Raw genomic sequence first — 12,375 nt, 5'->3', positions numbered from 1 at the left:
TGAAATCGCTGCCATTCGAGGATTGTTTTCCGGAACGACGATCTGGAGCGACACCGGTTGCCAGTTGTTAGACGTTGCAAGATAGACACAGGCAACGAGAGAGCCGGCCCAGGCGACGTGCTTTACTGCGTTCTCCATACCTATGACGCCATGCAAGAGTCGAAAAATTCGTGGTGTCGCTCTTATTGCGAATAAGGAGCCGGCATGTCAATGAAGCGTCTTGGCTTGCCCAGATAAGGGTCATGGATAGAGGATCGATATGGCCTCGTCATCACGATCGTTCGTACAAAACTAGGCTATATATCTTATAATTCACTGCGATATCCTGCATGTCGACTCGCATAACCGGCGTCACGGGTTGCAGTAGGGCTCAGGCAAGCGTCCCGGCTAGATCGAAAGGATTAAGCAGTCATGGCCGCGAAAAGCTTTCTTAACGCTTTGTTAACAAATGCAACCCTGGCGGCTGTACTCGTGACCGCAATGCCAGGCCTGGCGGCAGCGGCGCCGGATGGCGCGGCAACTTCCGAGCCGCAGAATAGAAAAAGATCAAAATTCCAGTATCATGATGGGAGTGCTGAGGAGAAGCGACCGTATCGTCGGCCAAATCTCGATATCGATCCGACGAACCTGAGAATTGAGGAGCTTCTAGCGCGCATCAATGAGCTGGAAGAGCGTGTCGAGACACTGGAGCATCAGTCCCGGTTTTCGAAAGGGAGTCAGTGATGGCTATTCCGGACCTCGGGAGTGTCCTCGTCTCGCTGAGTGAGGTATTCCCGCTCGTCGTCAACCTGGTCTTTCTTCTGATCGCGCTCCTCGGGATCGTGTGCGGGGCGATCGGCCTCTATGGCCTCTACGGAGTCGCCGCTGGCGAGCACAAGTTCACGAACCGTCCGGTGACCATCGACGGCGCCATGGGCAAGCTCGTGCTCGGCAGCGCGATGATTGTCGCGCCCGTCCTGATGTGGAAATTCGCCAATTCGTTCGTCTTGGGCGGCGATATCACCTACAACATGTTCAATTACGGCTCGACGCCTCGGTCCTCGACCTGCGAAAACATCAAGAATGCGATCACCTACTTCTTCATGGCACTGGGCTCGCTGGCGTGGCTGATCGCCGGCATGCGGCTCTACAACGCCACGTCCGGCCAGCACGGTGCCGGACCCGGCTCGGCTGTCCTATACCTCATCGGTGGAACGCTGGCCTTCTTCATCAACGACGTGGCGAGCCTCGTCGGCAACACGATCAAGATGGACGTGTCACTGTCGAACGTCTGCTCGATGATCGGGGGAAGCTGACGTGCGCGCGCTCCTCTTCTCAGGGCCGTCCGCGACCGATGAGCCCGTTCATCTCCGCCGCCAGGAAGGCGCCGAGCGGCGCGCGGGCCTCGAACATCCGGCCCCGATCGAGCTGCCAGGCGCGGTAGCGCTGCACGAGGGCGCTCGCCAGCACCACGGTGCAGAGCAGCACGGCGCCGAGCAGCGTGAGCCAGGAATGGGCGTAGACCGCCCAGACGGCCGCCAGGACGCCGATCAGCACCGCCGCCAGGAACAGGACGAACGCCTGCCGGCGTGCCTCATGCGCCAGGTCGCGGGCGTCGGCGCCGTCCAGCGCGAAGGTGCGGCCCATCTCGGCCAGCGAGAAGGTCGCCCCGCAGGCCGGGTCGTCGCACTTGCGCAAGGCCGGAGAACCGGGATCTGGCAGCAGCTGGCCGCGCCGGCAGGCCGGGCAAGCCGCGTGGACGCCGCCCAGCACGGTTCCGGTCATCACCGCGAAGCTGCGGTGCTCCGGCCCGACCCGGCGCGCGAGCCGCGCCGAGAGAAACGATCCGATCCCCATTCGTCCAATCCATCGCACATGTCTCTTGAGTTGTGCTTGTGGATCAAGAGGGATTGTCTAGGCAAGGAAAATATCAACGATAATAGTCGAGGCTTGATCGTGGACCGCAATCGTATTCTCCACTTTATCATGTTGGCGGCAGTGCTTCTCGGAATGTCCGTTCTTCTGCCTGCCTGCGTCAATACCGGCGGCAGCACGTCGGGGCACGTCGACGCCAAGCTGCGCGAGCACGGGATCTGACCATGCGTCTGAAGGGCTGGATCCTCTCCACCGCGCTCCGCTCCACCGCGCTCTGCGTCGCAGCCCATCCGACTGCCGCTCAGGTCGCCAACACGTACTGCGCCCAGAACCCGGCGGCCTGTGCGCCGGTCGCCACTGCGGGCGCCTACGGCATGCCTTATGGCGGCTACGCCGCGCCTGCCTATGGCGGCTACGCCCAACCCGCCTACGGCGGCTACGCGGCTCCCGGCTACGGTGGTGTTGCGCCTAGCTACGCGGCTACCGGCTACGGCGGTGTTGCGCCCGGCTACGCGGCTCCCGGCTATGGCGGTTATGGGGGGTATGGCGGTGGTGGCTACGGCGGCTACCCGCCACCGGGCTACTACGGCCCCGGCGGCGTGGCGCAGGCCAACGCCCTCAACCAGATCGCCAACGGGCCCCGCACCCTGCCGGGGGGGGACAGCCAGCCCTTCCCGCAGAACTTCGGCGACAACCAGCCTCCGCCCGCCCCGCCCCACCCGTCGAACCCCGACTTCCAGCGCTACTCGGCCGGGGTTTTCGGCGACGCCAACCGCCCGACCAAGGTGGTCCAGCGCACCGCCCGCTCGGCCGGCATCCAGGCCGGCTACCTGGAGGAGTCGCAGCGGATCGCCGCCTACCTCGACACGGCCGACGTCGCCGCCCGCCTCGATGCGCGCTATCCCTTCGCGACGGTGATGATCGGGCCGGACATCGTCCCCCCGGTGGTGTCCGAGCTGCGCGACGTGCGCCAGACCCCGACACGGACCCTGCTCGTCACCACCCTCGGAAGCTTCGAGATCGTGCGCGACGCGCGTGTCACCGTCATCCCGCCGAACTGGCGCGACTACCTCACCGTCACCCCGCCCCCGGAGGGCCGCACGACCTGGACCCCACCGAAGGGCGAGGTCGAGAAGGCGAACTGGGAGGTCGGCTACGCCGGCGGGCTCGAGGTCGGGATTGCCCAGGCCCGGGCTGCGTTCGACGACGGCCTCGCCCGCCTCGACCGCGACTTCACCGGGATGCGCCGCTACGGCGAGCTCGCCGCGGCCGGCGCGGTCAGCCTGCCGATCGTCAAGGTGCGCGCCACCGGCCTCAAGGTCGGCAAGGGCGGCCGCTCGGCCGCGGTCGACCAGCGCCTGCTCAAGATCGTCGTCGCCCCGAAATTCCTGCGCACGGCCGCGGCGGAGTGAGCGATGCGCTGGACCGGAGCCACCCGCTGCCCCGAAGAGCCGATCACCGTGCATGGCCGCGCCGAGGTCACGCGCCTCCTCGTCCACGCCGTCGCGATCGGCGCCTCGGAGGTGATCTTCCAGTCCGGCCGGCCGGTGCTCGCGTCCGTCCACGGCCATCTCTGTGCGCTGACCCAGGTCTGGCTCCAGCCGACGACGCTTGCGCGCATCACGACCGAGCTGACCACGACCGACTCGATCATGTCGAAGCTCTACTCGGGCCAGGACTTCGATCGCGCGATCACGGTCCTGGAGCACGACCCCAACGACCACTACGCCGAGCCGATCGGGCACCGCTTCCGCATCAACGTGACTGCCGGCTACTACGAGGGCGACGTCGGCGTGCAGATCGTCTGCCGCCACATCCCGGCCGAGCCGCCGACCGTCGCGCAGAACGGCACCGACCCCGAGGTCGTCGCCGAGTCGACCCCGGCCCAGGGCGCCGTCATCGTCGCGGGCGAGACCGGCTCGGGCAAGACGACGACGATCGCCGCCCTGATGCGCCGCATTCTCGAAGAGGACACGCCGATCCACGGCAACATCCTCACCTACGAAGCCCCGATCGAGTTCGTGTTCGAGAACGTGCCGTCGGCGACATGCACGATCATGCAGCACGAGATCGGCCTGCACCTGCCGAGCTTTGCGGCCGGCGTGCGCAACAGCCTCCGGCGCAACCCCGCTCTCATCACGGTGGGCGAACTGCGCGACATGGACACGGTGCTGGCGAGCGTCGAGGCGGCCCAGACCGGGCACCCGATCTATACCACCACCCACGCCAACGACGTTGCCCACATCCTGCGGCGCCTGACCCTCAAGTTCCCAAGCGACTTGCAGGTCCAGGCCTTCCACGATGTCCTGTCGAGCACGCACCTTCTGGTGTCCCAGCTCCTCGTCCCGAAGGTCGGCGGTGGCCGGGTCTGCCTGCGCGAATGGCAGGTCCTCACCGATCAGGTCCGGCGCGAGGTGGCGCGTGCCGGCATGGCCGAGGCCGTCGACACCCTGCGCGCCATCATCGGGCGCGGCGAGCAGGGCCGATCGATGAAGGTCACCGTGATGACCGCCCTCGAGCAGGGCGTGATCGACGTCAGGACCGCCAACCGCGTCCTCGACCGCTACGGATATCGCGATGCCCGTCTCGCGGCGTGACCTCCTCGCCGGCCTCGCCGGCACCCTCGCGGGCACCCTGCCCGGGCTCAATCGGGCCTACGCCGCCGCACTCGCCGGGGCCCCTGTTCCTGCCGCCGCCGCGCCCGTGCGGCTGTGGCTGCGGCGGGAGGGCACCGGCGAGGAGGTGAGCGCGATCGTCCGGACTCCGGGCGGCTACAACGCGCGCGATCTCCTCCTCCTCTCCTGGCTCCTGCGCGACGTTCGTGACGGCAGCTCGGCCGTGTGGATCGACCCACGCCTGTTCGACCTCCTGGCGGCGGTCCAGGGGGCGATGAGCGCCGTCCACGGCTCGGCCGTGCCGCTGATCGTCACCTCGGGCTACCGGACGCCCAGGCACAATGCCGGCATCGAGGGCGCGGCCCGCGGCTCGCTGCATCTGGCCGGCCTCGCCGCCGACGTGAAGGCGGCCGGCTACGCCCCGGACGCGGTCGCGGTCGCCGGGGCGCTCTGCGGCCGTGGCGGCATCGGGATCTACCCCACGTTCTGCCACCTCGATCTCGGGCAGGCCCGGTCATGGGCGGGCGGGCGCAAGCGGCCCCCCGCCGGCCAGCCGGTGCCCGGCACCCCGATCACGCAACCGAAGGAGCCGACATGAGCGACGGCCACCTGCCCTGGCGCTGGAGCGCCGTGCCGCTGCGCTGCTTTGGCATTCATGGAAGCATCGCAGCGTTCTTCCCGCTCCTCATCATCACGGGTCTGAGTCGATACACGTTCATCGGCATGGGGATGTACGCAGCGTTTCTCGCATACTGCAATCACCGCAAGATGACCCCGATGCGGTTCCTGAAGTACGTCTGGGCGAAATTTATCGAAGGTGGACAATGGCCGGCGTTCTAGATCGGACCCCGCGGATGCGGGCCTCGCTCATCCTCGCCGCCGTCATCGGCGGGCTCGCGCTGGCCGGGCCTGCGCCGGCTCGGGCGCAGTCGACCGGCAATAATTGCCTGGTGCGGCAGGCGGCCGACGCCGCCGTGCAGCGCCAGATCGCGCTGATCGACGCCGCCAAGGTCAACCCGTCGAGCTTCTTCAACGGCCCGAATTCCTGCATCGCCGGCGACCTGCTGAAGCGGTTCGACCTCTCGAACCTGATCCCGGACCTGAGCGGCTTCCTCACGAGCGGGGTGACGAACTTGGTCCAGTCGGTGATCGACCAGGCCAAGCGCCAAGTGTGCCAGATCCTCGACAGTCAGCTCCAGGACACGATCCGCAGCATCAATCAGCAGATGGGGAGCTTCCAGAGTTCGATCACCGGCGACCTGTTCCGGCAGCTCAACGGCTCGATCTCGCCGATCTCGCTGCCGAACATCACCAATCTCGGGTCGTACAACCACGTCCAGAGCACGGCGTTCGGCTCGGCGCTCACCAACCTGACCCCGACGCAAACCTCGTCCCAGGTGGTGCAGCCGGACACGACCGCGCCGGCCGCGTCTTCCACGATCGTCGTCCCGCCTTCGTCCGGGACCACGATCGGCAGCGGATTCGGGGAGTACATGAAACAATGATCGGTCGTGTCACCCTGCTTTCCTCTGCATTGATCCTGGCGATTGTTGGTTCGGCTGAGGCGCAAAAGCTTGCTTTGCCTGTAGGAGTATGGGGGCATGACGGCCCGAAAGGACCTGATTGCAAAAAGCCATTTTTGAAAATCGAGAAGAAACGCATCATCCAGCGTTTCGATGAGGGAGAAGGACGTTGCGTGGTCAAGAGTCTCAAGCCGAGAGGTAAATACATTGCTGTAAAAACGAAGTGTGATTGGGATAAAGGCGTTCCTATGCAGCTGCGTGAAGGGGCCGACGAAGCGGATGTTGATGCTTTTTCAATAAAAATCATCAATAAGACAAAAATATTATTCAATAATACCGACTTCGGGCTTTGCCTGCATAATGCGGGGAGCGATCGATGAGGCCGCTTGCCTTGGCAAGTCTAGCATTTGCATCGTTGGCGTTCTTCTGTGAACCAACGGCCGCTGGCACCTGCCTGACCGTCGATATCATGAGCCCTGCCGGCCAGCGGGTCTCATCCCCCTATGGCGTGGATCGATCTGGACGGCCGGGCGCTTCGGCGGGCTATCACCAGGGCATGGACATCGTGAATAGTCAGGGGGCGGGAACTCCTATATATTCTGGTTTTTCAGGGTCAATAAAATATAGAAGTTTCGGGAAGGGTGGAGTTATTGCTGATGTTGTGTCGGGGGATACGCGTTTTTTCTACCTGCATATGAACGTCGCTGCCTTTCAAAGCCGCGAACGTCCTACAATCGCAGCTGGTGAACAGGTCGGTACGATGGGCTGCAAGGGCATGGATCACTGTGCCCCACACCTCCATCTCGGTACCCTTCTCAAGGGGAGTGCGCTGTCGACGACAGGCACCAACGGACGAGTCTGGAACGAGGTTTCCCGCAAGAGCAGTAGCCCCCTTACCGCCGACGCGATCAAGTCGGCGCTGCCGACTGCTTGGTACTACGTCAATCCCGAGCCCTTCCTGCCGCGCCAGATCCCGATCTCGAACAAGTACCCGGACATGGCCGGGGGCCCGCGCGACACCACCCTGCCCAAGACCTGCTCGCCAGGTGCCAACGAGGGTGCGGCCAGCGAAACCGTGTCTCGCTCCGACTCGCAATCGCGCCAGGCCGCGGTCACCAGTGCTGCCGGGAAAGCCGTTGGATCAGAGGATCATGCGGTCAAGGTCGCTAATCAGCCCAACCGCAGTCTCTACATCGAACTCGGGCGTCAGAACGCGACCGAGCTGACCGCAAACACCTTCGACTACGACGCGCAGATGGATGCTGCGCTCGCCCAGCTCGTCGCCCTCTACGCCCTCGATGCCCACCCCGTGGAGGTCCGGCCGTGACGCGCCAGCTCCCCCCCCTCCTTCCGGCCGGCGCCGTCCTGGCCGTCGCCCTGGCGTCCCCCGCCCAGGCGCAAGGGCTCTTCCCGCAATGGGAGATCTCCCTCCAGCGCCTCATTTCGGGCATGAAGGTCTCCGGCGCGCAGTCGAGTGCAACGTCGCTCCAGACCACCAACGGTCACAAGGCGGCGGCAGAAGCCGCCGCGTCGACTCTGGTGAGCCAGGACAACGCCCTGCGGCTCGCCCGGGCCCAGCACCGGTACGGCTACGACACCGGCACGGGCTACGCCGCCTGTAACATCTCTCTGGTGATCTCAGAGGAGCGCGACAGCTACGCCTCTGCCGACAGGGTCCGGCAGAGCTTCCGCCAGGCCGACCAGCGCTGGCTGACCAATGGCGGCGACGCCGCCGAGCGCATGGGCGACAGCCTCGCGCAGCGCCGCACCTTCTATTGCTCGCCCTCCGAGCAGGAGACGGGCTGGTGCGCTGGCGCCAAGCCGGGCGGCTTCGGTGCCGGCGACTCCGACACCGCACCCTGGCTCTTCAACCGCGACTACGGCGCCGAGGAGGTGATGACCGCGGCCGATTACCTCGACGTGGTCGCTCCCCTGCCCACCGTGAAGCCGAACCCGACCACGGCCGAGGAGGATGCCGCCCTCGTCATGGCCCGCCGCCAGGGCGCGATCATGAGCGGCGCGCGCGCCAGCCTCGTCGGCGTCATCCTCGGCGGCATGGGCGGCGACAGCCGCCAGGGAGCCTCGCCATGATCCGTCGCGTCCTCCTCGCAGGCTTCGCCGCCGCGGCGATCGGCGCGGTCACCCCAGCGCAGGCGCAGACCTGCTTCGGGGTCGAGACGCGCGTGAACGTCGCGACCTCCGCCCTGGCCACGGCGATCACCGGCGCCATCACCACCACCGAGGCCGGCCTCATCGCGCAGGAGATCGCCGAGCGGGCCCGGCTCCTGTCGGCGGTGAAGGTCCTCACCGCGCAGTCGGCGGCCGGGTCGGATCAGGTCTCGAACGGGTTCCGGGCGTCGAGCGAGGCGCTCGCCACCACCGTCGTCACCCAGGAGCAGCGCCAGGCCGTGGCGCTCGCCACTCACCGCTACGGCTCGATCGGCTACGACCCGTGCGGGTCGAACACCAAGGCGCAGGCCCTCTACACCGCGATGGCCGGCTCGGCCGTCGCCCGCCAGCAGATCGTCACGCCCGTGCGCGCCCAGCCCGGCCGCTACGCCGACCCGAAGGACTGGGTCGCCGACGTGCGGTCCGGCGACGCCCCGGACGGCGGCGCGCTCTACAGCGGCGACGCCGCGGCCGCGTCGAAATTCATCAACACCGTCGTCGGGCCGCCGGACGAACGGCAGCGCAACACCGCCGCCACCGCCACCAGCGATCGCGACCGCCTGGAGAAGACGGGGAAGGACACCTACCGGTCGATGACCGCGGTCGTGCTCGCCGACATCGCGGCCGATTACCGGCCCGACGGACCGATCGCGCAGGCGCGGACCCTCTCGGCCCACTGGCAGGGCAACGACGGCGGGGCCGCTTGGGCGGCCGGCGTCGCCGACCAGCATGACCGCGGCATCATCCAGGACGCCGTGCGGATGGAGGCGGCCAACCTCGCCCTCCTCGCCCTCCAGGTCAAACGCGGGATGCGGACCGAGGCCACCGCCGCGGCGCTGCTGCTCGCCATGGTCAACGCCCGCCTCACGAACAGCGTGCCCGCGGTCAACCGCGGCCCCCTCACCCCCGCGAGCTACCGGGCGCCATGATAAAGCAGGTCCTCCTCGCCGTCTCCGCCGCCGCCCTCGCCGCCGTCCTCGCCTCGCCGGCAGCGGCACAGAGCTGCTTTGTCGCCGATCCGATCTGGATCGCCGGCCACAACAGCGCCACCGCCACCCTGTCCACCAGGGTGGCCACCATGGGCACCACCATCGCGACGCAGCGCAGCCTCACCCTCGAGATGCTGCTGTCCGCCATGAAGGTGCAGACCGCCCAGACCGCGACCAACGGCGAGCGCGAGGTCAACCTCGTCAGCAACACCCAGCAGGCCGTCGCCTCGACCTTGTCCCAGGTCGCGCAGCGCCGCGCCCTCGTCGACGCCCGCGAGCAGTACGGGATCGACACCGGCCAGGGCGTGAACGCCTGCGGCTCGATCGACCTGATGAACGCGACCAGCCGCGCCATGGGCAACGTCGCCATGACCGGCCGGGAGAGCTACCGCAGCCTCGACGTGGCGCCTGGCAAGAACACCCCGGTCCAGCAGGCGGCGCGCGACCGCTTGCAGGATCCGACCAGGACCGACAGCGCGGTGTTCTTCGATCCGACCGCCAGCGACGACGACCGCAAGGCCGTGATCCAGGCCATGGCCGGCCTGCCGATGCCCAAGCCGACGGCCAACATGCCCGGCGCCGAGGCGGACGTGATGATGCTGCGCGCCCGCCGGGTCGAAGCCCTGCGCTCGCCCGCCCTCGTCTCGCTCAGCGCCGTGCGGGCGATGTCGTCCTCCGACGACCACCAGATCGGCACCACCGGCGGCTCCCCGCTCGCGCAGCTCGACGCGCTCATCGGCCAGTACGGCGGTGGGCCTCAGTACGAGGCGTGGTCGGCCGGGCTCGCCGGCCAGTCCGAGCACGGGCTCCTGATCGAACTCACCCGTCTGCGCTCGATGTCGCTCAGCCTGCGCCAGCAGCTCATCGAGCAGCAGGCCCGGACCTCGGCGGTGTTCGGCACCATCCTGGCCACCCAGGCCGGCGGCAACCTCTAGGGGATTCCCGATGCTCCGCAGGATCATCGCCGCCGGCGGCAGCCTCGCGGTTCTCGCAACGGCCACGGCAGCCCAGGCCCAGACGACGGGCAAGGAGATCTTCACCCCCGTCCAGAACGACCTGGCGCTGGTGAACCTGCGCAAGCTCCTCGGCTGCGTGGTCGACGGCGTGTGGACCGCCGCGACCTGCTCGGACGATCGCCCGCTCACGGTGGCGCTCGGCTACTTCAACGTCGGCTGCCTGATCGTCTCGACGATCCTCGCCTGCTACCTGCTCTACTCGCTGGTCGCCGATACCGCGAACGACGGCCATGCGTTCGGGCGGGGGTCGAGCGCCAAGTACACCATCCTGCGGGTGATGACCGGCGCGATCCTCAGCCTGCCGATCAAGTCCGGCCTGTCGCTGGTGCAGATCCTGGTGGTGCAGATTGCCGTCTGGGGATCGGGGTTCGGCGACACCCTCTGGACCCGGGTCGCCAGCACCCAGCTGACCGGCATGTACGGCACCCTCGCCCAACCGACCCAGGTCCTCGGCGACTTCGCCCTGCGCGGCAAGCTCGCCAAGGTGCTGGAAGCACGCCTCTACGGCCACGTCTGTGCCCAGTCGTTGCAGCAATATGCCAACAACGTCTCCGGCCGGGACAACGCCGCCTCGATCGTCACTCAGACGGCCACGGACACCGGTATGTTCGGATCGTGGAGCCCGCAAACAACGACTTATTATTTTGCTGACACGAATGGATATTTTCGCAGGTCAAATAATTTGTGCGGCTCGGTCGTCTACGAGCACCAGAAGATCAGCATGAATCTCGCCGACACGAAGGACGCCAGTACGACGTCCCTCCTGATCGCCCTGGCCGAGCAGCAGAGCCAGCGCGCGTTCCACGCGGCGTTCAATAGCCTCGACAGCGCCGCAAGCGGGATCGCGACCACCATCATGTCGGGGACCCGCGACGAGCAGGCGATCCAGGGCCGTATCAAGGATGCGATCGACGCAGCCTATACCAGCGTCAGCCAGAGCCTGACCCAGAGCAACAATTCGCAGCTCGATCAGGCCCTACGGACCTATCTGGACAACTCGACGGAGAACGGCTGGCTGTCGGCCGCGATGTGGCAGCGCTCGATGAGCCTCGTCCAGGCCAAGCTCCTCGCCGCCTCGGCCGGTCCGAGTGCCTCGGTGACGGCGGTGCCCCCGGCCGCGATCTCCACCTACATGCCCTCGCTCGGCCACAGTGCCTACTGGCCGCTCGCCCAGGAGGCGCAGCGCAACGTCACCTATGTCGGGACGTTCAGCGGCTTCATCGCCGCGCAAGGCACGGGCAGCGTCGCGCGCATCGCCAGCGATGACCCGGCAGCACAGGCCGACCCGCCGAGCATGTTCGCGCGGGCGCTCTCGGCGATCTACTCGGGCGTCCTCGGGGTCATCAGCCGGCCGGAGAGCACGACCTGGAGGGATCCGATCCTCGAGGTGCAGGAGATCGGCCAGAGTATCGCGAATTTCGGTCTCGCCGCGACGGGTGCCGGTGTCACCTCTGATTTCGTTGGATGGGGATTGGGAGCTCTGAAGGTCCCTGGTGCTCAGGTAGTCCAGCAGGGCATGGAGAAGGTGTCAGGCTTTCTCTACTTTCTGGCGACGATCCTCTTCGCGGCGGCCTTCATTCTGGTCGGCCTGGTGCCGTTCGTGGTCATCGTCCACTTTTTGATGGGGACCTTCAACTGGTTCCTCGTCGTTGCCGAGGCGATGATCGCGGTGCCGATCTGGCTTCTCACGAAGTTCATGCCGGCCCGCTCCGACAGCTTCGTCGGCAACAGCGGTCAGGGCTACATGTTCTTCCTCGGCATCCTGCTCCGCCCTCCCCTGATCGTCGTCGGCCTTCTCGCTTCGCTTCTTCTGATGCGGGTCGGCATCGACATCACCAACGTGTTCTTCCGCGGAGCGCTGGCGATGATCTCGCCCGACGGCACCATCGCCTACGTAATGGTCGGGACCGCCGGGCTGTTCGTCTACGCCGTCATCCTGTTCACGATCGTCGTGCTGTCGGCAGGCCAGATCAGTGCCCTGCCGGAGACCGTGCTGTCCTGGATCGGGGCAAACATCGAGCGGCGGACTGGCAGCAGCTCCGCGACGATGGCGGCCGGCATCATCATGCCGAACTCGCCGGGCAGGATCCCGGGCAGCAACGCGGCCAGAACAGCCGGCTCCCTGACATCCGGCACCCAAGCTGGCTCGAAAGCAGCGGGCACCACCATGCTCTCGATGCTCCGCAGCCGGACCAAGGGCTGAAGGGAG

At 66.7% G+C, this 12,375-nt stretch carries 15 protein-coding genes; 14 read left to right on the top strand and 1 reads right to left on the bottom strand.

Annotated elements, in window-relative coordinates; translation table 11 throughout:
* Positions 1-411: 411 nt before the first annotated feature.
* Positions 412-723, top strand: coding sequence for a hypothetical protein (locus miv_RS30595; RefSeq protein ID WP_207183809.1), 312 nt, complete (start codon positions 412-414; stop codon positions 721-723).
* On the top strand, positions 723-1,295 hold the full coding sequence (locus tag miv_RS30590; protein ID WP_207183808.1) for a hypothetical protein: 573 nt from the start codon (positions 723-725) through the stop codon (positions 1,293-1,295). Before miv_RS30595 ends, miv_RS30590 begins: the two co-directional genes overlap by 1 nt.
* Before the next feature lie 19 nt (positions 1,296-1,314).
* Here the strand turns inward: miv_RS30590 and miv_RS30585 are convergent, their stop codons facing one another.
* Positions 1,315-1,836 carry a hypothetical protein gene (locus miv_RS30585; protein WP_207183807.1) on the bottom strand — a complete coding sequence of 174 codons (522 nt, stop codon included), beginning with the start codon at positions 1,834-1,836 and terminating at the stop codon, positions 1,315-1,317.
* Between the two features lie 99 nt (positions 1,837-1,935).
* Here miv_RS30585 and miv_RS30580 point away from each other — a divergent pair, with 99 nt between their 5' ends.
* Genes miv_RS30580 through miv_RS30525 form a run of 12 tightly spaced genes read left to right on the top strand, consistent with a single transcriptional unit; the run spans position 1,936 to position 12,369 of the window.
* Complete coding sequence (locus miv_RS30580) at positions 1,936-2,076, top strand: hypothetical protein (protein ID WP_207183806.1); 141 nt, start codon at positions 1,936-1,938, stop codon at positions 2,074-2,076.
* A gap of 2 nt (positions 2,077-2,078) precedes the next feature.
* The gene (locus miv_RS30575; RefSeq protein WP_207183805.1) at positions 2,079-3,266 is read left to right on the top strand and encodes a type IV secretory system conjugative DNA transfer family protein; all 1,188 of its coding nucleotides are present in this window, start codon (positions 2,079-2,081) and stop codon (positions 3,264-3,266) included.
* A gap of 3 nt (positions 3,267-3,269) precedes the next feature.
* Positions 3,270-4,451 carry a type IV pilus twitching motility protein PilT gene (locus miv_RS30570; RefSeq protein WP_207183804.1) on the top strand — a complete coding sequence of 394 codons (1,182 nt, stop codon included), beginning with the start codon at positions 3,270-3,272 and terminating at the stop codon, positions 4,449-4,451.
* Positions 4,432-5,067, top strand: a complete 636-nt coding sequence (locus tag miv_RS30565; protein WP_207183803.1) for a YcbK family protein — start codon at positions 4,432-4,434, stop codon at positions 5,065-5,067. The genes miv_RS30570 and miv_RS30565 overlap by 20 nt, the downstream gene beginning before the upstream one ends.
* A complete protein-coding gene (locus miv_RS30560) occupies positions 5,064-5,309 on the top strand; it encodes a hypothetical protein (RefSeq protein WP_207183802.1) in 246 nt (81 codons plus the stop codon). Before miv_RS30565 ends, miv_RS30560 begins: the two co-directional genes overlap by 4 nt.
* Positions 5,310-5,323: 14 nt before the next feature.
* A complete protein-coding gene (locus tag miv_RS30555; protein WP_244749125.1) occupies positions 5,324-5,974 on the top strand; it encodes a hypothetical protein in 651 nt (216 codons plus the stop codon).
* Positions 5,971-6,372, top strand: a complete 402-nt coding sequence (locus miv_RS30550; RefSeq protein WP_207183800.1) for a hypothetical protein — start codon at positions 5,971-5,973, stop codon at positions 6,370-6,372. Before miv_RS30555 ends, miv_RS30550 begins: the two co-directional genes overlap by 4 nt.
* Positions 6,369-7,319 carry a M23 family metallopeptidase gene (locus miv_RS30545; RefSeq protein WP_207183799.1) on the top strand — a complete coding sequence of 317 codons (951 nt, stop codon included), beginning with the start codon at positions 6,369-6,371 and terminating at the stop codon, positions 7,317-7,319. The genes miv_RS30550 and miv_RS30545 overlap by 4 nt, the downstream gene beginning before the upstream one ends.
* Positions 7,316-8,083, top strand: a complete 768-nt coding sequence (locus miv_RS30540; RefSeq protein ID WP_207183798.1) for a hypothetical protein — start codon at positions 7,316-7,318, stop codon at positions 8,081-8,083. Before miv_RS30545 ends, miv_RS30540 begins: the two co-directional genes overlap by 4 nt.
* Positions 8,080-9,090 carry a hypothetical protein gene (locus miv_RS30535; protein WP_207183797.1) on the top strand — a complete coding sequence of 337 codons (1,011 nt, stop codon included), beginning with the start codon at positions 8,080-8,082 and terminating at the stop codon, positions 9,088-9,090. The genes miv_RS30540 and miv_RS30535 overlap by 4 nt, the downstream gene beginning before the upstream one ends.
* Positions 9,087-10,085 carry a hypothetical protein gene (locus tag miv_RS30530; RefSeq protein WP_207183796.1) on the top strand — a complete coding sequence of 333 codons (999 nt, stop codon included), beginning with the start codon at positions 9,087-9,089 and terminating at the stop codon, positions 10,083-10,085. The genes miv_RS30535 and miv_RS30530 overlap by 4 nt, the downstream gene beginning before the upstream one ends.
* 10 nt (positions 10,086-10,095) lie before the next feature.
* Complete coding sequence (locus miv_RS30525) at positions 10,096-12,369, top strand: DotA/TraY family protein (RefSeq protein WP_207183795.1); 2,274 nt, start codon at positions 10,096-10,098, stop codon at positions 12,367-12,369.
* Positions 12,370-12,375 lie beyond the last annotated feature (6 nt).

It is taken from the genome of Methylobacterium indicum, assembly GCF_017347565.1.
Lineage (GTDB): Bacteria > Pseudomonadota > Alphaproteobacteria > Rhizobiales > Beijerinckiaceae > Methylobacterium > Methylobacterium indicum.
The sequence above is the reverse complement of the archived record's forward strand: the minus strand, read 5'-3'. Positions and strand labels throughout refer to the sequence as shown.

What these genes read in the sequence shown, in the direction of transcription:
- miv_RS30555 (WP_244749125.1), top strand. Translation starts at nt 5,324, where the DNA reads ATGCGGGCCTCGCTCATCCTCGCCGCCGTCATCGGCGGGCTCGCGCTG.
- miv_RS30525 (WP_207183795.1), top strand. Translation starts at nt 10,096, where the DNA reads ATGCTCCGCAGGATCATCGCCGCCGGCGGCAGCCTCGCGGTTCTCGCA.
- miv_RS30570 (WP_207183804.1), top strand. Translation starts at nt 3,270, where the DNA reads ATGCGCTGGACCGGAGCCACCCGCTGCCCCGAAGAGCCGATCACCGTG.
- miv_RS30550 (WP_207183800.1), top strand. Translation starts at nt 5,971, where the DNA reads ATGATCGGTCGTGTCACCCTGCTTTCCTCTGCATTGATCCTGGCGATT.
- miv_RS30530 (WP_207183796.1), top strand. Translation starts at nt 9,087, where the DNA reads ATGATAAAGCAGGTCCTCCTCGCCGTCTCCGCCGCCGCCCTCGCCGCC.
- miv_RS30590 (WP_207183808.1), top strand. Translation starts at nt 723, where the DNA reads ATGGCTATTCCGGACCTCGGGAGTGTCCTCGTCTCGCTGAGTGAGGTA.
- miv_RS30595 (WP_207183809.1), top strand. Translation starts at nt 412, where the DNA reads ATGGCCGCGAAAAGCTTTCTTAACGCTTTGTTAACAAATGCAACCCTG.
- miv_RS30560 (WP_207183802.1), top strand. Translation starts at nt 5,064, where the DNA reads ATGAGCGACGGCCACCTGCCCTGGCGCTGGAGCGCCGTGCCGCTGCGC.
- miv_RS30565 (WP_207183803.1), top strand. Translation starts at nt 4,432, where the DNA reads ATGCCCGTCTCGCGGCGTGACCTCCTCGCCGGCCTCGCCGGCACCCTC.
- miv_RS30585 (WP_207183807.1), bottom strand. Translation starts at nt 1,836, where the DNA reads ATGGGGATCGGATCGTTTCTCTCGGCGCGGCTCGCGCGCCGGGTCGGG.
- miv_RS30545 (WP_207183799.1), top strand. Translation starts at nt 6,369, where the DNA reads ATGAGGCCGCTTGCCTTGGCAAGTCTAGCATTTGCATCGTTGGCGTTC.
- miv_RS30575 (WP_207183805.1), top strand. Translation starts at nt 2,079, where the DNA reads ATGCGTCTGAAGGGCTGGATCCTCTCCACCGCGCTCCGCTCCACCGCG.
- miv_RS30535 (WP_207183797.1), top strand. Translation starts at nt 8,080, where the DNA reads ATGATCCGTCGCGTCCTCCTCGCAGGCTTCGCCGCCGCGGCGATCGGC.